Source organism: Pedobacter vanadiisoli (assembly GCF_042684385.1).
Taxonomy (GTDB): domain Bacteria; phylum Bacteroidota; class Bacteroidia; order Sphingobacteriales; family Sphingobacteriaceae; genus Pedobacter; species Pedobacter vanadiisoli.
The window spans coordinates 270,985-291,334 of sequence record NZ_JBHULL010000003.1; the positions used below are offsets into that span (position 1 = coordinate 270,985).

Annotated in this window: 24 protein-coding genes and 2 tRNA genes; 15 read left to right on the top strand and 11 right to left on the bottom strand. The window is 37.6% G+C overall.

Annotated elements, in window-relative coordinates:
* Positions 1-6: 6 nt before the first annotated feature.
* The 4 genes from ACFSR6_RS02210 to ACFSR6_RS02225 form a co-directional block, all read right to left on the bottom strand.
* The gene (locus ACFSR6_RS02210) at positions 7-1,005 is read right to left on the bottom strand and encodes an HTTM domain-containing protein (RefSeq protein WP_379074336.1); all 999 of its coding nucleotides are present in this window, start codon (positions 1,003-1,005) and stop codon (positions 7-9) included.
* Entirely contained in the window at positions 980-1,570 is a 591-nt protein-coding gene (locus ACFSR6_RS02215) for a hypothetical protein (protein WP_379074339.1), read from the bottom strand. Before ACFSR6_RS02215 ends, ACFSR6_RS02210 begins: the two co-directional genes overlap by 26 nt.
* An 86-nt stretch (positions 1,571-1,656) precedes the next feature.
* Entirely contained in the window at positions 1,657-2,115 is a 459-nt protein-coding gene (locus ACFSR6_RS02220; protein WP_379074341.1) for a hypothetical protein, read from the bottom strand.
* 194 nt (positions 2,116-2,309) lie between these two features.
* Entirely contained in the window at positions 2,310-2,750 is a 441-nt protein-coding gene (locus ACFSR6_RS02225; protein ID WP_379074344.1) for a hypothetical protein, read from the bottom strand.
* 197 nt (positions 2,751-2,947) lie between these two features.
* On the opposite strand from ACFSR6_RS02225, the gene ACFSR6_RS02230 reads away from it, so the two are divergent.
* The 13 genes from ACFSR6_RS02230 (at position 2,948) to ACFSR6_RS02290 (ending at position 12,433) form a co-directional block, all read left to right on the top strand.
* Positions 2,948-3,409 carry a hypothetical protein gene (locus ACFSR6_RS02230; protein WP_379074347.1) on the top strand — a complete coding sequence of 154 codons (462 nt, stop codon included), beginning with the start codon at positions 2,948-2,950 and terminating at the stop codon, positions 3,407-3,409.
* 10 nt (positions 3,410-3,419) lie between these two features.
* On the top strand, positions 3,420-4,070 hold the full coding sequence (locus ACFSR6_RS02235; protein WP_379074350.1) for a hypothetical protein: 651 nt from the start codon (positions 3,420-3,422) through the stop codon (positions 4,068-4,070).
* Positions 4,031-4,795 (top strand): sensor histidine kinase, encoded by a 765-nt coding sequence (locus tag ACFSR6_RS02240; protein WP_379074353.1) that lies wholly within the window; start codon positions 4,031-4,033, stop codon positions 4,793-4,795. The genes ACFSR6_RS02235 and ACFSR6_RS02240 overlap by 40 nt, the downstream gene beginning before the upstream one ends.
* The gene (locus tag ACFSR6_RS02245; protein WP_379074356.1) at positions 4,792-5,469 is read left to right on the top strand and encodes a response regulator; all 678 of its coding nucleotides are present in this window, start codon (positions 4,792-4,794) and stop codon (positions 5,467-5,469) included. The genes ACFSR6_RS02240 and ACFSR6_RS02245 overlap by 4 nt, the downstream gene beginning before the upstream one ends.
* A gap of 54 nt (positions 5,470-5,523) precedes the next feature.
* Entirely contained in the window at positions 5,524-6,327 is an 804-nt protein-coding gene (locus ACFSR6_RS02250; protein WP_379074359.1) for an ABC transporter substrate-binding protein, read from the top strand.
* 73 nt (positions 6,328-6,400) lie between these two features.
* The gene (locus tag ACFSR6_RS02255; RefSeq protein WP_379074362.1) at positions 6,401-6,706 is read left to right on the top strand and encodes a hypothetical protein; all 306 of its coding nucleotides are present in this window, start codon (positions 6,401-6,403) and stop codon (positions 6,704-6,706) included.
* 160 nt (positions 6,707-6,866) lie between these two features.
* A tRNA-Leu gene (locus ACFSR6_RS02260) sits at positions 6,867-6,948 on the top strand.
* A gap of 432 nt (positions 6,949-7,380) precedes the next feature.
* A tRNA-Leu gene (locus tag ACFSR6_RS02265) sits at positions 7,381-7,462 on the top strand.
* 166 nt (positions 7,463-7,628) lie between these two features.
* The gene (gene tig, locus ACFSR6_RS02270; RefSeq protein WP_379074365.1) at positions 7,629-8,981 is read left to right on the top strand and encodes a trigger factor; all 1,353 of its coding nucleotides are present in this window, start codon (positions 7,629-7,631) and stop codon (positions 8,979-8,981) included.
* 144 nt (positions 8,982-9,125) lie between these two features.
* The gene (locus ACFSR6_RS02275; RefSeq protein WP_379075029.1) at positions 9,126-9,389 is read left to right on the top strand and encodes a four helix bundle protein; all 264 of its coding nucleotides are present in this window, start codon (positions 9,126-9,128) and stop codon (positions 9,387-9,389) included.
* 154 nt (positions 9,390-9,543) lie between these two features.
* On the top strand, positions 9,544-10,251 hold the full coding sequence (clpP, locus tag ACFSR6_RS02280; RefSeq protein WP_183763615.1) for an ATP-dependent Clp endopeptidase proteolytic subunit ClpP: 708 nt from the start codon (positions 9,544-9,546) through the stop codon (positions 10,249-10,251).
* Complete coding sequence (clpX, locus tag ACFSR6_RS02285; RefSeq protein WP_456238598.1) at positions 10,235-11,473, top strand: ATP-dependent Clp protease ATP-binding subunit ClpX; 1,239 nt, start codon at positions 10,235-10,237, stop codon at positions 11,471-11,473. Before clpP ends, clpX begins: the two co-directional genes overlap by 17 nt.
* A 96-nt stretch (positions 11,474-11,569) precedes the next feature.
* A complete protein-coding gene (locus tag ACFSR6_RS02290; protein ID WP_379074371.1) occupies positions 11,570-12,433 on the top strand; it encodes an AMP nucleosidase in 864 nt (287 codons plus the stop codon).
* A 123-nt stretch (positions 12,434-12,556) separates the two neighbouring features.
* Here the strand turns inward: ACFSR6_RS02290 and ACFSR6_RS02295 are convergent, their stop codons facing one another.
* Positions 12,557-13,417 (bottom strand): sigma-70 family RNA polymerase sigma factor, encoded by an 861-nt coding sequence (locus ACFSR6_RS02295; RefSeq protein ID WP_010601359.1) that lies wholly within the window; start codon positions 13,415-13,417, stop codon positions 12,557-12,559.
* A gap of 414 nt (positions 13,418-13,831) precedes the next feature.
* On the opposite strand from ACFSR6_RS02295, the gene ACFSR6_RS02300 reads away from it, so the two are divergent.
* Together ACFSR6_RS02300 and ACFSR6_RS02305 are read left to right on the top strand one after the other, a co-directional pair.
* Complete coding sequence (locus ACFSR6_RS02300; protein WP_379074374.1) at positions 13,832-14,425, top strand: hypothetical protein; 594 nt, start codon at positions 13,832-13,834, stop codon at positions 14,423-14,425.
* Positions 14,426-14,460: 35 nt separating this feature from the next.
* On the top strand, positions 14,461-14,667 hold the full coding sequence (locus ACFSR6_RS02305; RefSeq protein ID WP_379074377.1) for a helix-turn-helix domain-containing protein: 207 nt from the start codon (positions 14,461-14,463) through the stop codon (positions 14,665-14,667).
* Positions 14,668-15,391: 724 nt separating this feature from the next.
* On the opposite strand, the gene sucC is transcribed toward ACFSR6_RS02305, so the two are convergent.
* From sucC to ACFSR6_RS02335, 6 genes are all read right to left on the bottom strand, one after another.
* Complete coding sequence (gene sucC / locus ACFSR6_RS02310) at positions 15,392-16,591, bottom strand: ADP-forming succinate--CoA ligase subunit beta (RefSeq protein WP_379074380.1); 1,200 nt, start codon at positions 16,589-16,591, stop codon at positions 15,392-15,394.
* A gap of 259 nt (positions 16,592-16,850) precedes the next feature.
* The gene (locus ACFSR6_RS02315) at positions 16,851-17,159 is read right to left on the bottom strand and encodes a hypothetical protein (RefSeq protein ID WP_379074383.1); all 309 of its coding nucleotides are present in this window, start codon (positions 17,157-17,159) and stop codon (positions 16,851-16,853) included.
* Between the two features lie 191 nt (positions 17,160-17,350).
* Entirely contained in the window at positions 17,351-18,910 is a 1,560-nt protein-coding gene (locus ACFSR6_RS02320) for a DUF4153 domain-containing protein (RefSeq protein ID WP_379074386.1), read from the bottom strand.
* 1 nt (position 18,911) lies between these two features.
* On the bottom strand, positions 18,912-19,214 hold the full coding sequence (locus tag ACFSR6_RS02325; protein ID WP_379074388.1) for a hypothetical protein: 303 nt from the start codon (positions 19,212-19,214) through the stop codon (positions 18,912-18,914).
* A gap of 47 nt (positions 19,215-19,261) precedes the next feature.
* Positions 19,262-19,558 carry a winged helix-turn-helix domain-containing protein gene (locus ACFSR6_RS02330; RefSeq protein WP_379074390.1) on the bottom strand — a complete coding sequence of 99 codons (297 nt, stop codon included), beginning with the start codon at positions 19,556-19,558 and terminating at the stop codon, positions 19,262-19,264.
* A gap of 2 nt (positions 19,559-19,560) precedes the next feature.
* Positions 19,561-20,196: a hypothetical protein gene (locus tag ACFSR6_RS02335; RefSeq protein WP_379074393.1), complete on the bottom strand. Its 636-nt coding sequence runs from the start codon at positions 20,194-20,196 to the stop codon at positions 19,561-19,563.
* Positions 20,197-20,350: the final 154 nt, after the last annotated feature.

Sequence of the window (20,350 nt, forward strand, 5' to 3'; positions counted from 1 at the left end):
CATCAGTCAATTTTTGATATGCTTAAATACCCGCAATGGGAACTTAAGATCAGGAAAATGCAACTGCTTTATTTTACCGGAAGCTCTTGTTGCGAACAACTTTAAGCTGCTCAAAACTGCATCGAGCTCTTTGTTCAAAAATGCAGTAATATTTAAGATAATCATGATCGAGGCAAACAGATAAAGCCCCATAAAAATACCAATACAAAGATGCATGGTTATAATAGCCAGTACCCAATATTTTCTAAAAAACCTGGTAAAGACCATAAAAGGGTAAAGGATTTCGTGCACTACGGTAGCCCAGCCCATCAGCATAAATACTATTGGGTACTTTGCCATAAATGAAAAATCAAAATTGTTAAATGGCGGGCGTGTTAAAGCTTTCCACATACTTTCGCCATTCCACCAGTTTATACCGATGGCTTTATGAAAGCCGCCAAAAAAATAAATAAAGCACATCTGTATCTGGATAAACCGTATACAGAATCTTCTGAATTCCGGAGAGGCTGTTTTACGTTTGAGCAGAAATTCGTCCAAAGAAAAATCGGTAACCGGCATAAAAGTGCAGAAGAACAGGGAAATGGTGGTGAAATAATCCATTCCGTACAAAAAGAAGGTGTTGGATTGTATGATACAGAGGTGGATAAATAAAGTGATAATGGCAGAAAACCGGGTAAAGAGACCAAACAGCAGCATGATAATAAAGATCAGGTGGATCAATAAAACGAAATGAAGCATTTGGGTGTCAGAACTAAACAAACCACCAAAAATATCACTAAACCAGCTTAGCCGCGGAATAAATTTCAACCGGATAAAAGTTTCGGTAACCTCACGGTTCGAAAAACCCGATAACCCGAAAAACTTATGCATTTCAGCATAAATACTCAATACAAAAACAAGGCAGTGTATGCTTACAGCTATCCTGAAGAAAGCAAAAACATTGGTTTGTAAAGGTTTAAATAAGAAATGATCTGAAATCTTATTTGTTTTGGATATGATATTCATATGCATACATAAATTGATAAACATTATTTTTTGATTGGGTGTAATGGTGCAAGGAAGGGGTGAGTACGAGGCCAAAAATAGCTTTGGCAGAAACTACATTTTCCAGGCCCTTCATCTGCTCCTGCATCATAAACCTGATGAGCGAGTTTCTCAGGATTTCAATATCGGTTTTGCCAATACTTTCGTAATAATTACAAAGCCTGAGCCCGAGTTCATGGCTGTTTATTTGCGGTATCATGGTTATTTTCTGCTTGTTCCTGAGTGTGTATTCGAAAACAAGTTTATAACTTGTGGGCACATTTGGTGCAAAAAAACCGTAACCTGTTTCTGTGCCGGTATATGCCAGATAGTAATTGAGGTAATCGTTAAATCGGTAATCCGTTTTTCCCAGTACTAAATCCAGTTTCTTTTTGATTGGCTGATAGGTTGATTGTTCCATTTCAACCAATAAAATGCCCTTGTTGTTCACAATGCAATCGAGCGTGGTGTCTATATTGATAAAAGAAAGGAGCAGGTAATGTATCAGCATCCCGGCGCCCAGAATAATTTTTACAGGAGTTTTCATAACGGTTTTTTTGATTAAAAGCTGAAAATTGAAAAAGTTCCTGGCTTATTATTATCTAGAATCAAATAAGCCAGAAACCGAATAATTTATTGGTACTTTGAAAGTACGGTGGTTAATTGTGCAATTAACCTTTGCTGAAGTACATTGCTGCCTTGGGTTACCTTTGTGGCATTGGAACCGTTGTTTGCTGAAGTACCATTACTGCCGTTACAAACAGTAATTTGTAAAGTACAGTCGGATGCTACCATACTGGCTTTACCGGCCCTGCCCGAAATAACTGCTGCGGTTAGTTTGCCCGATGTTTGGATGTTGGTTAACTTACCGGTAGAGGCAAGGACTTTTCCACGGGAACCATAACTTTTTACATTGTACAATGATGAGTCGTACTGTTTTAAAATGTTGTTCATGGCTGTTTTGTCTTCAGCAGAGATTTTTGTGCCCGGAGCAATAGAAATTCCATTTTTTTCAATGGTTACCTGGGCTTTTGAAAGCTGTGCGCAAAAGATGAATGCGAATAGTGCAATAATTTTTAAAGAAGTTTTCATTTTGATTAAGTTTTAGGTGAAAAATTAAATTGTTTATTAGATTGTTCTAGAATCTGAAACCAAAGTTAGGGCGGTAAATGCTCCGGATTTTAGTGTATTATTACGCAATTAAATGCGTGGAACTACTTTTCTTAACCGTATTTATACCTGTTGTGTCTGGTACAGATGCTGCTTACTATAGCGCTTAATTGCCATTATTGATATTTGGAAAGCACCACTTTTAATTGAGAAATTAAGCGTTGTCTGGTTTTTTCTGTAGCCGGCATCGAATTGATTACCTTAATATCCCTCGTAGGATCGGTAGCGTTGTCGAGTACAGCCTGTACCGTCATATCGGCTGCAACCATGTTCGCCTTTCCGTTAACCAGGTCGGATGATATTTTATCCGTAATCTGGATCCTGGCCAGGTTACCCTTTTTACTCGTCATTTTTCCACTCGCATCATAGCTTCTGATCTGGTAAAGCGATGCATCGTACTGCTTTAAAATGTTGTTTACGGCCTCCCTATCCTGGGCGGATATTTTTGTGCCGGGGGCAATGGAGATCCCGTTTTCTTTAATGCTAACCTGTGCCTTTGCAGTATGGGCGCCAATAATAAGGCCACACCATAAACTGATCTGAGTTAATTTTTTCATTTTGTTAAGAATTAATTGGTGAATAAATTTTCTAGAATTGAAATCAAAATTATGATGGCCCCGTAGCTATTATTCAGTGTGTTATTACTTTAAATGCGAGGTGTAATTACCCATAATAAACAGTATTTATACCTATTGTCTCAACTTGTGCGGCCTATTAACTTAGTGGTAAATCAAAACTTAAATCAAACTAAAAAATGGAAAAAAAGCGTTACGCAAAAGAATTTGTGGCCGAAGACCTCAGGACCCGGACACATTTTATCCCACTCGAAACGGCAAACAGGTATATCGAAAGCTTCCATAAAAACCGCAGTTCACTTATTCCAAAAGAGTTGCAGGAAGAAGACAGGCGGGTAGCCATTTTGCCGCTTTCTGAAACGTTTAACATCAAAAGCGTTTCAAAGTTGCTAAGCAGGAGAGGTTGCGAGGGACTCAGGGTACACTTTGGACTGAACGATCATTCGCAGGTTGTACTGGTGCTGAGAGCCGTTGACGGTTTTGGGAACGATATTATTGGCCCGGTTTCCAGACCTGGTAAAAAGATGCCCAAATTAATGGCGTTATCTGCCAATACCAGTCAAGACAGTGATGATAACCTGGATACCTATAGTTTAGACGATTCTCAACGTGTACCACCTTGGCCAGCTGAATATATATAATAAAGATTAGATGCATCAAGTCCAGAACTTTATATTATCCCAGTCTATTTTACTGGCCTGTGTAATAGGCCTGTTCAGGTGGAGCAGTATTGGCGCCACCTTCAGGCCTTTCCTGTTTTATTGTTTTTTAGATAGCCTTACTGAAATTACCGTATTTGTTTTGATCCTGAAGCACATTAATCCTTGCTTTGTAATCAATGTTTACCTGCTTTTATCTTCGTTGTTGCTGTTGTGGCAATTTGGCAACTGGCTTATTTTAAGCAAAAAATCACGGATCTTACAGGTTTTAGCCTTCGTCATTATCGCTACATGGGCAGTAGATTATTTTATCCTCCACCAGCTGTCAGATAATAGCGGCTTTTTCCGTATTGTGTACTCGTTTATATTGGTCATGCTGTCTATCACTGGCTTAAATAAGCTGATCACCCTGGTAGAGGGAAATATCTTAAAAGATTCGAGATTTCTGATCTGCGTAGCCCTGATTGTATTTTTTACCTTCAATATTTTTATCGAAATCATTTATTTTAATTCGAGTTCTAGTATTATCTTTAAGGAAAATGTATTTGATATTAAGCGGATTATCAATGTTTTTGCCAACCTGGTTTTTGCCTTAGCCGTGTTATGGATACCGAAGAAAAAGAATTTTATAATGCCGTATTAATTGCTGCTGCAATTATTGGGTTCATTATGCTTTATTTTATTGTATCCATGATTATGCAGCACCGGAAAAGCAGGCGTTTATCAAAAGACCGGATATTGGCTGAAATCAAAACACTGGAAAATGAAAGACGAAGGATTGCGTCTGATCTGCACGACGAAATAGGGCCATTGCTTTCAACCGTAAAATTCCAGATCGCCCACCTGGATGGAGGTACCGATGAAATGCAGCACCTGATCCGCTCATCAGGAAAACACATCGATACCATTATTCAGCGGATGCGCGAAATCTCAACGGATTTAATGCCATATATGCTGGAAAGAAAAGGATTGGTATGGGCCATTCAGGATTTTATTAACCGTATACAACTGAACGGAGCACTTAAAATTATATTTAAACATCACCTGAATAAACGTTTAACAGCCGATATAGAACTTAATGTGTACCGCATTGTGCAGGAAATTCTACATAACACCATTAAGCATGCAAAAGCAAATCTATTGATGATTGTTTTGGAAGAAAATGATGGTGTATTGCGGTTGCAGACAACCGATAATGGTATTGGCTTTGATTTTCAGGAAGTTGTAAAGCAGAATTCCGGACTGGGGCTGCTTAACCTGCAAAGTCGTATAGAGGTAATGAAAGGTACCGTAAGAATGCCTTTATCAAATAACGGTAAAGGGGTAACCTACACTTTTGAAATTCCGGTTAAAGGAGATAAAAAATGATGAACGAAGAAAAAATCAGGATTATTATTGCCGATGATCATGTGGTTTTCAGGGAAGGACTGGCCATGGTGCTGGGCAATAAAGATAATATAGAACTGGTAGGCGCTGCCGGTAATGGCGAGCAATTGGTAAAACTGACCATAAACCTGAAACCCCATGTAGTGATAACCGATATCAAAATGCCGGTTATGGATGGCATTGAGGCAACCAAACAAATGATTAAACTTAATCCCGATCTGGGCATTATTGCACTCTCTATGTTCGACGAAGAAGATCTGATTGTAGAAATGTTAGAAGCAGGGGCAAGAGGATACTTGCTTAAAAATGCCGATAAAAATGATATTTATGATGCCATTACTGCAGTAGCAATAGGGAATAATTTTTATTGCAAAACTACCTCTGCCAAATTGGCTACCGTTATTGCCAAAAGCAGGGCCAAGAAGGAGACCAAACCAATCGATTCTAATTTTTCTGAACGTGAAATTGAAATCATTAAGCTGATCTGCAAAGAATTTACCAACAAAAAAATTGCCGACCAGCTTTATCTTAGCGTACGGACGGTAGAAGGGTACCGGGCCAAATTATTAGAAAAAATGCAGGTTAAAAATTCTATTGGGCTGGCCATTCATGCTTTTCAACTTGGAATAATCAGTGGTATAGAAAATAATGGATGAAAAAACTTTTGACGGCATGTTTTTTCTAAATTTGTGTTTCACAAATCAGAATCAGTGCAAAAGAACTTTACGGATCAGCTAGGAAGAGAAATTACAATCAATTTCCCGCCAAAACGGATTATTTCTGTAGTCCCCTCACAAACGGAGCTTTTGTTTGATTTAGGCCTGGATCAGGAAATTATCGGATTGACCAAATTTTGTATTCATCCGATAGATAAATTTGCAACACGTACCAAAGTAGGAGGGACGAAAAAACTCAATATCGACCTGATTAAAGATTTAAAACCTGATCTCATTATTGGCAATAAAGAAGAAAATAACCAGGTCGATATTGAAGAACTTGCCACATATTTCCCTGTTTGGATGAGCGATATTTTTACGCTTGATGATGCGATGAAAACCATCAATGAGATAGGGGCTTTAGTCAATCGCGAACCCGAAGCCGGTTACCTTAATCACCTTATTTCGGCAGGCTTTAACGACCTGAAAACGCTTGCGCTGCAGAACCACATAAATAAAAAAGTGGCCTATTTGATCTGGCGTAAACCCTATATGGTGGCTGGGAAAAATACGTTTATCGATGATATCCTGCTTCTGAATGGTATGACAAATGTTGTAGAAAGCAAACGCTATCCTGAGATAACACTGGGAGAACTGCGTAACACAAGCTGTGAACTGATACTGCTATCGTCAGAACCTTACCCCTTTGCCGAAAAACATATTGAAGAAATACAAGCTGCGGTGCCCAATGCTAAAGTAATCCTGGTTGATGGTGAAATGTTTAGCTGGTACGGGAGCAGGTTGGTTAAAGCTGTTCAATACTTTTTTGAGTTTCAGAAGCAAATCATTAGCTTTTAAAGGCAAATTTTTATAATTTGTAGCATACGGTTAAATCATTCCGTTATCATATCACTAAAAAAATCATAATCCGATGAGAAAAATATTAATACTATCCCTGTTTGTATGTGTAATTTCCGGTTGCAGTTCAATGAAAAACGGAGGGAACTCCGGTATCGTTACCGCAAGTGGAACAATTGAAAAATTAGGCATGACTACATTTCAATACGGTACACATTTATTAAAAGCAGATAATAATAAAACCTATGCCTTAAAAAGTGCAAGTATAAATCTTGATACCTATTTAGATAAAAAGGTTACTATAAAAGGCAAAAAGGTTGCCGGCTATCCATTAGAAGGTGGTCTTGAGTTGATTGAGGTTACACTGGTGAAATTTTAAGTGGCATAATCATTTGCTAAATGCGTTTTGCTGAGCTTGTTTTGCCAGTGTAAGTAGTGTTTTTAATTGTCTTGTAGCTACTTTTTTTTTACAAAATATTTCAAAGGTTTGATTATTCAATTTAGTTTCTATCTTTGCAGTCCTTAAAACATCCTAATCAGCGGAAGTGGCGTAATTGGTAGCCGCACCAGACTTAGGATCTGGCGCTTCACGGCGTGGGGGTTCGAGTCCCTTCTTCCGCACAAAAATTAAAACCGTTCTGATAAGTCAGGACGGTTTTTTTTATGGAATCAGCCTATTGCGCTTTTGATTAGTATTTGCCTCTCCTTAAAATTTACTAACCGTCCCAGTGGGACGAATCTTTGGTAGCCAATTAAAAAATTGGCGTTTTCGTTCCGTAGGAACGTTTGGTGTTTTAAATACTGGCGTTCTTGCGCTGTGCTTCCTCGTCCTGTCTGTAGAGTTAAGCATAGCGTCTCTACGGATAATCTAATAGTATTGAGTTTTCAAATCCAACACCTTTATTAATCGATTTTCTGATCATCATATAAAATTTTCTCCTTAAAAATTAGTGAGTTAGCATTTTTTTGAAAGAATAATCTATAAAATATAGCCAATGGCTTTTGATTATTAAATCTTGTTTCTATCTTTGCAGTCCTTACAACATCCTAACTGCGGAAGTGGCGTAATTGGTAGCCGCACCAGACTTAGGATCTGGCGCTTCACGGCGTGGGGGTTCGAGTCCCTTCTTCCGCACAACAAGATAAAGGCCGTTCCGATTTAAACATCGGAACGGTTTTGTTTTTAAAAACATTGATTAATAAAAATTGATGTGCTGTTTTGATTAGAGCGATATGTGCCATTTGTCTCATGTCTCAATACTCAAATTAATTGTACATCTCAATACTCATATCTCACAAAAATGAATATTACACAGGAAAAAACCGGCAACTTAAATGCTGTTGTAAAAATCAAGATCGCACCTGCTGATTATACTGGAAAAGTAGAGAAAGCCATTAAAGATCAAGCTAAAAAAGCACAATTACCTGGTTTCCGTAAAGGAATGGTTCCTCCTGCCCACATTAAAAAGATGTATGGCAAAAGTATACTGGTAGAAGAGGTTAACAATTTGTTGAACGATACCCTTTCTAACTATATTACAGAACAAAAATTGGAAATTTTAGGTCAGCCACTTCCTAAAATTGACGATGAACGCGAATTTAAATGGGATAATACAGATGATTTCGAGTTTGATTATGAGTTGGGTTTAGCACCTGCCTTTGAAGTAAACGTTTCATCTAAAGATAAATTTACCGAGTATGTGGTTAAAGCTGATCAGGAAACTTTAGAAAGCCGGATCAAAAACATCCGCCGCAGCTATGGTAAAATGACAAATCCTGAAGTTTCTGCTGATGGAGATGTACTTTACGCCGATCTTACACAGGTAGCAAATGGTGCCGCTGTTGAAGGTGGTATTACCAGCACTGCAACCATCCGTTTGGATCAGGTAAAAGATAAAAAAGTTCTTAAATCGTTGATCGGTTTAAAGAAAGAAGATGAAGTGATTATCGATATCCAGAAAGCATTTGAAGATGCTGCGGTAATTGCAAAAGCCCTAAATATTTCTGAAGAGCAGGCTGCTGAATTAAAAGCAGATTTTAAACTTCATGTTAAAAATGTAAACCGCTTAGAAGAATCAGACTTAAACCAGGAGTTTTTCGATAAATTGTTTGGTGAAGGTGTGGTTACAGACGAGGCAGGTTTCAGGGCAAAAATTACTGAAGAAGTAGAAAGTATGTTTAAACAGGATGCTGAGCGTAAATTATCGAACGATATTTATGAAGCATTGTTAACTAAACACAACTTCGAACTGCCAGATGAGTTTTTACGCCGTTGGTTAAAAGCAACCAACGAAAAATTAACCGACGAAGAATTGGCAGAAGGTTATGATGATTTTGCTAAAAACCTTAAATGGACCTTGATTGAAAACAAAATCATTAAAGACAATAGCATCGAAATTAAATACGAAGACGTAGTTCAGGCTGCTAAAGTTAAATTAGACGCGCAGTTCAGAATGTACAGCCCAAGCCCGCTTCCTGAAGACCAATTGGCACAGTATGCGGTTCAGTTTTTACAGGATAAAGAAAATGCAAACCGCGTTTTCGAAGAAGTAAAAGCATTAAAAACTTTCGAGCAGATCAAATCTATCGTTACTTTAGAGCAAAAAGATATTGATTACGATAAGTTTGTGGCTTTGGTAGAGAAAAAAGCATAGGGCAAAGCGCCAAGAGCTTTTGATACCGTAATATAAAATCTTATTTTGCTATATGGCAAAATTTAGATTTCAAGACTTGCTAATTTGGCAGAGAGCTATGATAGTAGGCAATAAATTAATTGATATCTCTGAAAATTAGAAAAAATAAAAAAGTTTAGATTCGCAGAGCAGCTTCGAGGAGCTGCTCTTAGCGTATCTAATAATATTGCAGAAGGTTCCGGTTCCAATTCTGCTGCCGATTTCAAACGTTTTTTAAACTATGCACATCGGTCAATTTTCGAAAATGCCAATATTCTTCTGGTGTTAAATTTAAGATTACTAGTTTCTGACAAGGATTTGGCAGATTTATTGGAAGATTTAGATATTTTAGCAAGGATGATTTCAAGCTTTTCTAAAAGCTTGAAATAGCAAAGTGCTATATTGTCATAGATTTTGATGTGGTATACTCTTTGTTTAGATCATCATAATTAAAATATTTTTATATTTTGGTTTTTTATTATTCACGAAACTATGGGGAACAGGAACTCAAAACTCTATGCCCTCTGCTAAAAACTCTATAATCATGAACATAGATTCACAAGAATTCAGAAAATTTGCCGTTAAACATCAGGGGATTGGCGGTTTACACGTAGATAAATTTATTGCTCAGGCTAATTTGAACCCTAAGAGCATGACACCATATATTATTGAAGAACGCCAGTTAAATGTAGCGCAGATGGATGTTTTTTCAAGGTTAATGATGGACCGCATTATCTTTTTGGGTGATGCCATTTACGATCAGAATGCAAACATTATTCAGGCACAGCTGTTGTTTTTGCAGTCAGCAGATGCAGATAGAGACATTCAGATCTATATTAACTCGCCGGGTGGTTCTGTTTATGCTGGTTTAGGTATTTACGATACCATGCAGTATATTCAGCCTGATGTAGCAACTATTTGTACCGGTATGGCCGCATCAATGGGTGCAGTTTTATTGGTAGCAGGCGCAAAAGGAAAACGTGCTGCCTTACCTCACTCAAGGGTAATGATTCACCAGCCATCAGGAGGTGCACAAGGTGTGGCATCTGATATGGAGATCAACCTGAGAGAAATGTTGAAATTGAAAAAAGAATTATACGATATTATTTCAGAGCACTCTGGCCAGACTTACGATTGGGTAGAGAAAGCTTCAGACCGCGATTACTGGATGACTGCCGAAGAGGCAAAAGGTTTTGGTATGGTTGATGAAGTATTATCGAGAAACGCAAATAAAAATGGCGAAACAAAATAAAGAATCCCGTTGCTCATTCTGCCATTCTGGCAAGCATGAAACTTTAATGCTTATTGAAGGCATGGATGCATTTATCTGCGATAAATGTGTTACCCAGGCCAATCAGTTGCTTGCACAGGAATTGGGTACCAAAGGGACTAAAAATATTCAGGAGGCGATAAATTTATTAAAGCCTCTTGAAATTAAACAACATCTTGATCAGTATGTAATCGGTCAGGATGATGCTAAAAAGGTGCTTTCTGTAGCCGTTTATAACCATTACAAACGTTTAAATCAAAAAGTTGATAAAGACGAGATAGAGATCGAAAAATCCAATATCATGCTGGTGGGCGAGACTGGTACAGGTAAAACACTTTTGGCCAAAACGATTGCAAAAATCCTGCATGTGCCTTTCTGTATCTGCGATGCCACTGTTTTAACAGAGGCAGGTTATGTTGGTGAGGATGTGGAAAGTATTTTAACCCGTTTGTTACAGGCTGCAGATTATGATGTAACTGCTGCAGAACGCGGTATTGTATATATTGATGAGGTTGATAAAGTGGCACGCAAAAGCGATAATCCTTCTATTACCCGTGATGTATCGGGTGAGGGGGTGCAGCAGGCGCTATTGAAGATTTTGGAAGGAACGGTAGTAAACGTGCCGCCTCAGGGTGGACGTAAGCACCCGGACCAGAAAATGATCCCGGTAAATACCAACAATATCCTGTTTATCTGTGGCGGTGCTTTTGATGGTATAGAGCGTAAAATTGCCAACCGTTTAAGGACCCAGGCTGTAGGTTATAAAGTAAAGAAAGATGAGACCGTATTAGATCTTAAAAATCTTTATAAGTATATTACACCTCAGGACCTGAAATCTTTTGGTTTAATTCCGGAATTAATTGGTCGTATACCTGTTCTTTCCCATTTAAACCCATTAGATAAAAAATCTTTAAGAAACATTTTAACCGCACCTAAAAATTCGTTGATTAAGCAATACATTAAGCTTTTTGCTTACGAAGATGTGAAACTTGTTTTTGATGAAGATGTTTTAGATTTCATTGTGGATAAAGCAATGGAATATAAACTGGGTGCCCGTGGTTTAAGGTCGATTTGTGAGGCCATTATGCTGGATGCGATGTTCGATACACCAACGCAGACGGATGTCAAGGAACTGCATATCAATCTCGATTACGCGATAGAAAAATTTGAAAAGGCCGACTTTAAAAAATTGAAGGCCGCTTAAAAAAAATCAAATCCTTCCCGTAATCGGGAGGGATTTTTTGTAATATAGTATTTGTTAACGCCATGCGCTTAGCGCTATGTTTAAAGTAATAAGAATATGAATGAAGAAAAAGATATAAAAAAAGATGAAGCCGTTGTAGAGCAATCAAAAAAAATAAAGGAAGTAGAAAGCCCTGTTAAAACAGGTTTAAAATCTAAAGATGAAATTGTAAAAAACTGGTTGCCGCGCTATACCGGCCGGCCATTGGATCAGTTTGGAGATTATATCCTGCTGACCAATTTCAGTAAATATGTTTCCATGTTTTCGGAGTGGAATGATAACGCACCTATTATGGGTCTTGATAAGCCTATGCAGAGTGTTACCGCGAATGGTATCACCATTATCAACTTTGGTATGGGAAGTCCGTTGGCAGCAACCATGATGGATTTATTAACCGCTATTAAGCCTAAGGCTGTACTTTTTTTAGGTAAATGTGGCGGTTTAAAAAAGAAAAACCAATTAGGCGATTTAATCCTCCCGATTGCAGCCATTAGGGGAGAAGGTACCTCAAACGATTACCTGCCGGCAGAAGTGCCAGCATTGCCGGCCTTCGCGTTGCAAAAAGCAATTTCGACCACCATCCGCGATCATGGAAGAGATTACTGGACAGGTACCTGTTACACCACCAACCGTAGGGTTTGGGAACACGATAAAGAATTTAAAAAATATTTGAAAACATTACGTGCAATGGCAGTAGATATGGAAACCGCTACCATTTTTACTACCGCTTTTGCCAATAAAATCCCTGCCGGGGCATTGCTTCTGGTTTCAGATCAACCGATGATCCCTGAGGGGGTTAAAACGGCAGAAAGCGATAGCAGTGTAACCGAAAAATATGTAGAAACACATTTACGTATCGGTATTGATTCATTAAAGCAATTGATCAATAATGGCCTAACGGTTAAACACTTGTTGTTCTAAGATAGGAAAACTGTCATCCTGAACTTGTTTCAGGATCTTTTATTTCTGAAAAAAAGAGCTGTATAAAAACAAAAAAAGACCGGCTAATAACCGGTCTTTTTTTGTTTCATTAAATTCAATCTCTTAACCTAAATAAGATTTTAAGATTTTGCTTCTTGAAGTATGACGTAAGCGTTGCAAGGCTTTATCTTTAATCTGGCGTACACGCTCGCGTGTTAAATTAAATTTCTCACCAATTTCTTCTAAAGAAAGTGGGTGATTGGAGCCCAGGCCGAAGAATAAAACAATAATCTCTCTTTCTCTCTCCGTTAAGGTAGATAAAGAACGTTTAATTTCTTCTGATAGTGATTCGTTAATCAATGAGCTATCGGTGTTTGGCTCGTGGTTTTCAAGTACATCCAATAATGTATTTTCTTCGCCTTGAACAAAAGGGGCATCCATTGATACGTGACGACCTGAGTTGCTCAGTGTGTCTGAAATTTTATCCACTGTTGTTTCTAAAATGTCAGCCAGTTCTTCCGGAGAAGGCTCACGTTCGTATTCTTGCTCTAGTTTAGAAAAAGCCTTACTGATTTTGCTTAATGAACCCACCTGGTTTAAAGGTAAACGAACAATACGGCTTTGCTCGGCAATTGCCTGCAAAATAGACTGACGAATCCACCAAACGGCATATGAAATGAATTTGAAACCTTTGGTCTCATCAAAACGTTTCGCTGCTTTAATTAAACCCAGGTTACCCTCGTTAATTAAGTCTCCTAAAGTTAAACCCTGATTTTGATATTGTTTTGCAACAGATACAACGAAACGCAAGTTCGTTTTAGTTAAGCGCTCTAATGCAGCTTGATCACCTTCACGAATCTTCCTTGCTAAAATTACTTCCTCTTCTGCCGTTATTAAATCTACTTTGCCAATTTCGTGTAGGTATTTATCTAATGACTGACTTTCACGGTTGGTAATGGATTGCGTTATCTTGAGTTGTCTCATTTATACGTTTTGTGTGCTCTTTAAATATTGAAGTGTGCAAAGTTACGAAATTGTATGGCAATCCGAAAGGATAAAATGCTGAAAATGTTACTGTTTGCACATGTTTTTTATACTTTTAGTTCTAGCAAAAATCATTCCAAATAAAATCCTGGCATTATTTGTCATTCCTTAACTATAATTATTGTTTTGTAATTATTTATTATTGTAAAACAATAAATATATTTTGATTTATAATAATTTTAATTTATACTTGTAGCATAAATAATTGAATAAATATGACGTTTTTCCGTTTCCGGGTTTTTATATCAAGAAATACAGGTTTGTATTTTTTGATTACCGGAGGCAACACGATTTTCTGTCAGTAAGATATACCCTCTAATATTTATTCTGATCCATTATTATTGTAACGCATTTATGAATAAGCTTTTAAAAATTTTCAGGTATGCTGGTGTAAGCCTGATTTTTATTGCGCTGGTATCTCTAGCCGATCATTTAAGTGATGCTGTAAGTAATTACAATGCCGGGCAACTTTCCATTAACCTAGTTGAAAATAATGCCGTAGAACAAGTAAAAATCATTGGCAAAGCTAAGTTTACCAATAGCCAATTGGGTGCCTATTCATTTAAACCGACTTTAAAGCAGGCTGTTATTTTATCAGATAAAGGAATTGATAGCGTTGGAGCCTATGCCGCTTTTTACCTCATTATTGGAGGCATAATTATATTTATAGCCTACAACAAGCCAAAACAACTTGAAAACCTAACTGAAAACAGGTTATGGCAATTTGTAGGGGCAGGTGCGATTTTATTTTTTGCTTTAAAATTTCTGTGCTTTTTTCTGGTTAAAGGTTATGTTGAAGATTTGACGGATAAAGCATTTAAATATCAGCCGGTGGCCGGAGGACATATTAATTTAGACGTAATCTCGCTCATTGCCATTCTTACTGTAATTTATGAGCTGCTCTCGTATTCAAGGAAACTGAAACAAGAAAACGATTTAACCATTTAAGTTAACTGAAACATTTTTAATTTTACCCATTCAAGATGCCTATAATCGTAAATTTAGATGTAATGCTTGCCCGTCGTAAAATGTCGCTTACCGAATTGAGCGAGCGGGTAGGGATAACCATGTCTAATTTATCGATTTTAAAAACAGGTAAAGCAAAAGCGATCCGTTTTGAGACTTTAGAGGCAATTTGTGCAGTTTTAGATTGCCAGCCTGCAGATATCCTGGAATTCCGAACTGAATAAACCTATCAGATTTTTAAAACCTGATAGGTTTCTACTGGCATCAAGAACCACAAGCCCTTGTTAAATAAACCTGATAGAACGAAAAGCCCGGAGCGAAGCATGAGCGAGGACTTGAAGAGATAGCAGGACAGGAGGCTGCCATAAAAACAGGACCTTTCATTTTCAAAAAAACTGTCGAGATAGATCTCTCCGTTTCGCCATGCTTCAGTCGAGATGACGATTTCTCGATAACAACCATAAATTTTGTTGCCTTACCTCAGCATGACAGTAGTTGTTTAAAAAGAAGCAACGGATCTTATATTTCTTATAAAAAATATTGACCACCTTAGACACCTGGTACACCTAAGTTAATTGTTGTTAGGTTTTAAGCCAAACAGATTTTCTGAAACCCTACGCTGAATAACCCCGCTGGTTTTAGAACCTGGAAACTTTGATTAGCCAAAGAATCACAAACCTTTGTTGAATAAACCTGATAGAACGGAAAGCCCGGAGCGAAGTGAGGACTTGAAGAGATAGCAGGGCAGGAGGCTGCCATAAAAACTGGACCTTTCATTTTCAAAAAAACTGTCGAGATAGATCTCTCCGTTTCGCTGCGCTTCAGTCGAGATAACGACTTTTCTTGTATTTAGAAAAGAGGGGAATAAAAAAACCTTCCAGTTTGCACTGAAAGGTTTTAAATATGATACACGCTTTTTGCTTTGGTCTTTCGACTTTTAACTTAAGCCTATGCTTGTTCAGCCAAAACTTTAGTTACTAAATCAGCTGCTTCTTTTAAAGCAATTGCAGAGTAAACTTTAAGTCCAGACTCATCAATTAATTTTTTAGCTTCTTCAGCATTTGTACCCTGTAAACGGCAGATAATTGGCACAGGGATGTTTCCGATTTCTTTGTAAGCATCGATAACACCTTGAGCAACACGGTCGCAACGTACAATACCACCGAAAATGTTGATTAAAATGGCTTTCACGTTAGGGTCTTTCAAAATGATATTGAAAGCGGCTTTAACCGTTTGTGCATTTGCAGTTCCGCCCACGTCAAGGAAGTTGGCAGGTTCACCACCGGCTAATTTAATGATATCCATAGTCGCCATTGCTAAACCGGCACCGTTAACCATACAGCCTACGTTACCATCAAGGTTAACAAAGTTCAGGTTAGAAGCACTTGCTTCAACTTCCATTGGATCCTCTTCAGTAACATCGCGCATAGCTGCATAATCCGGGTGACGGAATAAGCCATTCTCATCCAGATTTACTTTAGCATCAACTGCGATTACTTTATCATCAGAAGTTTTTAATACCGGGTTGATTTCGAACATAGAAGAATCGGTCGCTTCGTAAGCTTTGTATAAAGCAGTAACGAATTTTACCATTTCTTTGAACGCATTACCGCTAACACCTAAGTTAAAGGCAATTTTACGTGCCTGGAAACCTTGTAAGCCAACTTTAGGATCGATTTCTTCTTTGAAGATCAGGTGTGGCGTATGCTCAGCAACTTCTTCAATATCCATACCACCCTCGGTGCTATACATAATGATGTTGCGGCCTTTTGCGCGGTCTAATAATACTGAAATGTAGAATTCTTTGGTTTCAGAAGCACCCGGATAGTAAACATCCTGAGCAACTAAAACTTTGTTCACTTTTTTACCTTCTGGTCCGGTTTGAGGAGTTACCAGTTGCATTCCGATGATATCGGTAGCACGTTGTTTAACTTCTTCAAGGTTTTTGGCCAATTTAACACCTCCACCTTTACCACGACCACCAGCGTGGATTTGCGCTTTAATTACAACCCAGTCAGAGTTATAATCGGTTTTCATTTTTTTAGCGGCCTCAACAGCTTGCTCAGGAGTATCGGCAACTATTCCTTCTTGAACGTTAACACCGAAACTTTTTAATATTTGTTTACCCTGGTATTCGTGAATATTCATCTGTTTATATTTTTTCTTTATCTGTCAGATGGAGCCTTTTACTGTCAAAACAATTGTTTTAACAGCATCGGGTTCATTTGCTACAAAATTTGCCCAAAGCTACAATTTCAAAGCCTTTAAACAAATAGCATTTGCCGATTTTTTCAGAAAATGAACGTTTTATGTTAATCGGAAATGTTAAGCTTCTTTTTGTTGCTCCCATCAGCAAAACGGAAGCAACTCAAGAATGGCAGATTTAAGAAAAGCAGCAAAAAATAGTCTAGCTACCGGCAAAGGGGGTACCGAAGATCCCCACAGCCAGCTCGGCCCAAATGAGGAATAGCACCAATAGAATAACCAGTAATATTATGGTTCTTAAGGTGCCGGTTTTTAAGTTTCTGATAACAAGTTCTATGGCCAGACCAGTGCTTAACAGCAGGGCGCCAGCTACCATAAAATCGGTTAAATTCCACTTTACTTCATGGGTAAATTGCATGGCAATGAGAGGAATGGCCAAAATACCTGTAGTTAAGATTAGAATAGCCATAATCCTGAACTTGCCTGAATTTAATGTTTCTCTAATTTTCATAATTTTATATAATTTACTGATTAATAATTAAAATTTAATTCTCCCGGTACAATTTGTACCAGGAGAATAACTTCAACCGAAGTTGGAATTGAGGAGAGGTTAATTATACAAGGTTTTGATAGCTTAAAAGGAACTAAGACAATTAATGCCTAAGCCATTGCTGTTATTTTATGCTTTTTTCCATTTTGTGTTTATTTATTCAATCCAAAATATTCAGCTGTATTCCAATCGGGTAAATTCCATGATAACCAGCTTGATTTGTTGTACCGTTCCTTAAAATAACCGATCCGGTTATCCAGGCGGGTTAAAATCTGATCGTTGGTTGAGCTGATAATGATCTCTCCTTTTGGAACAAAAGAATGTGATAATAAGGCTTTCCGGTTTTTATCCAATGTCGGGAGTGTTTTTTCGGATAGGGAGAGTAGGTAATCTGCATCTAAAGCAATAGCTGTTTCGTGTGCCAGGTTATATTTTACAATAAAAATATCCCAATTAACAATGTTGAAGGTAAGGAGCAGTGCAAACCAGATATTCCCGTTCATTTTGAATAAATAAAATATCGTTTTCTGTTTGGCTACTTTAAAATAAACCGTTGCCAAACCAATGATACAAAGGGTGGCAAATACCAGGACGCCGATCCTTTTATGTGTTAAACCATGAAATTCGATATAATAACCGTCACGGATGAATACCGATATGATCAGTATAAAATTCTGAAACATCCAGGCGTAGGCCAACAACCTTAGCGTTTTACTTTTATGGTAAAAGTTTAAGTTGCCCCTAAAATAATAGAGTATTACTGCCATGGCCATTACAATGCTGAAGATCAACGAATTTGTGCCCTGATGCAGTTCTCCCGAAAAATTACCCGAAGGCTCGTAGCCAAACCATAGCGTAGTAATATCGATGGTGTTTAACATAAGTAATAACAGGTTAAGTGCTGCAAACGAAATAATACCTACGATATATTCAGTTTTTAATGCCATTTTCCGTGTTAACAGGTTGCCGGTAAATGTTTGTACGATATTGTACCATATTGTTTTCTGACCTACACTTCTTCTGATCCGCACCAATTGCTCTTTACATTTCAGCTCTGCTTTTTCGAGGCCTTTATCAAAAAATGCAAGCAGTAAACCGCCTGTTAAAACCAATCCAAAGCAAAAATGCATGATGCGCCCAAAACTCAAGTCTTTAAAAAAGAAGTGGAGTATGTGATCTAAAAAGTCGCCGATGTTGGTTAAGATCGTCTCTGCGTAATGCGCAAAAACATTACTCGCAGCTGCATACAGGCATGAAAATATGATTACAATGATGATAGGTATGAAAATATATTTAATCAAAGTAAAAATGGGCCTAAGGCTCACATTGCCGATGCTGACTTGGCTTAAGTGTTTTATTGCATTAAATGGTACTGTTACGATCTGTAATATTGCTGCTGCAAAGGCTGTAAAAACTGTTCTGATCTGTTGATGATGAGCAAAACCTATAAATATCAACAAACTGATGTAATAGGTTGCCACCGATAAATTGGAATTGTTAATAACCACTAGCACTGCAGCCAGTAAGTGAGCCAGTCCATAGATTTTGAGTTTGGTGCTCTTTACTACATCGGGGTTGATGAAAGTAATGATCAACAGGTAAACGCTATAGATCAGTAAATTAAGAGCTAATCGTTCTTCCCAAAAAAGAGAGGTAAACAGCAGACCACCTAAGAAGGCAGAAAGAAGTAAGAGGTTCGATTTATTTTTCATTTTACGATGTGATTGTGATTACAATTAAAAAATACATGGTGGCAATAGGGATATTGATGAGTTGAAGAAATATGGTTGATACAGAAGATGCCCTGTTCGACTTATAAGTGAAGCAGGAAACAATTAGGGCAAGCATTACGAATAGATTAATCAAAATGGCAGTAACAAGATATGTAAAGCCAAAATCGATCAAAAAGCTTGCCCTGGAAAAGCAAAAGCCCAAGAATAAGGCGGTTCCTCCTATAAAAGATACCAGTGTGGTTTTCTTCCCGATTTTAATAAGTAAAAGTTCAAATGATTTCATTCTTAAAAGTGCTTTGAATTTCAAAGTAAATAATCAAAAAAAATAGTTTATAACTTTCTAATCATTTTTTCAAGTGCATCTAAATGTGCTTTGAAAGCTTGTTTGCCCAATGCAGTAATAGAGTAGGTAGTGCTGGTTTTTCTGCCAATAAAACCTTTGTGTACCTTAATAAACTCGGCCTGTTCCAAAGTATTCAGGTGTGAAGCCAGGTTACCATCGGTCAGTTCAAGCATCTGTTTCAGGTCGTTAAAGCCAATTTCATCGTTCACTACAAGCATTGACATTACGCCAAGCCTGATCCGGCTGTCGAATATTTTATTTAAATCTGCTATCGGGTTTTTCATCCTTACTGACCTCTCTCATATTTAAAATACATTAAAAGACCATAAACAATGTGTAAAACACCAAAACCAAAAGCCCAGAATATTAAGCCATAACCTATATAAAACATACAGATTAAGCCTAGTACCACTTCGCAAAAGCCTAAATAACGGATATCGCTATAGGTAAATTTACTGGCATTGATCAGTGCCAAGCCATAAAAAATGAGGCAGCTGGGCGCAATAATACTATAGGTGTTCGGATGGTTAATTAATAAAGCAATAATAAATAAGCCACCGGCAGCCAAGGGTATAAATAAGTTAACCAAAAGTGATTTTGAAGTTTTATCCCAGATGGGTAGGTTATTTTTCTGACTTTTCCTGTATGTAAATAAAATTCCTCCGGCCAAAGCAATAATTAAAACAAATATACCCAGTTTGATCAGGTTAAATTCCAGGTCCATTTCTCCATCAACACCATAACTATAACCACGCTTATCAATAAACTTATTAATTTCATCATGGGCAAAATAAGCGCCGATTAAAGCAATTACACCCGCGAAAACGCCTGATAAACCGCTCAGAGAAATAAATCTCGATGACCTGTCCATCATTTGTCTGATATCTTTTAAGGCATTTAATTGTTCTTCCTGATTGCTCATTTTAAAAGTGCTTTGTTTTTCAAAGTTAAATAAGAAAATGATAATTGCAAATTTTATTTTTTTTAAGGTTTATTGGTATCAAGCATTAAGATGAGATAAACAGCTTTAGCCTTTCTACTTTATGCTTTAGTCTTTCTACTTTAGTCTTTCTACT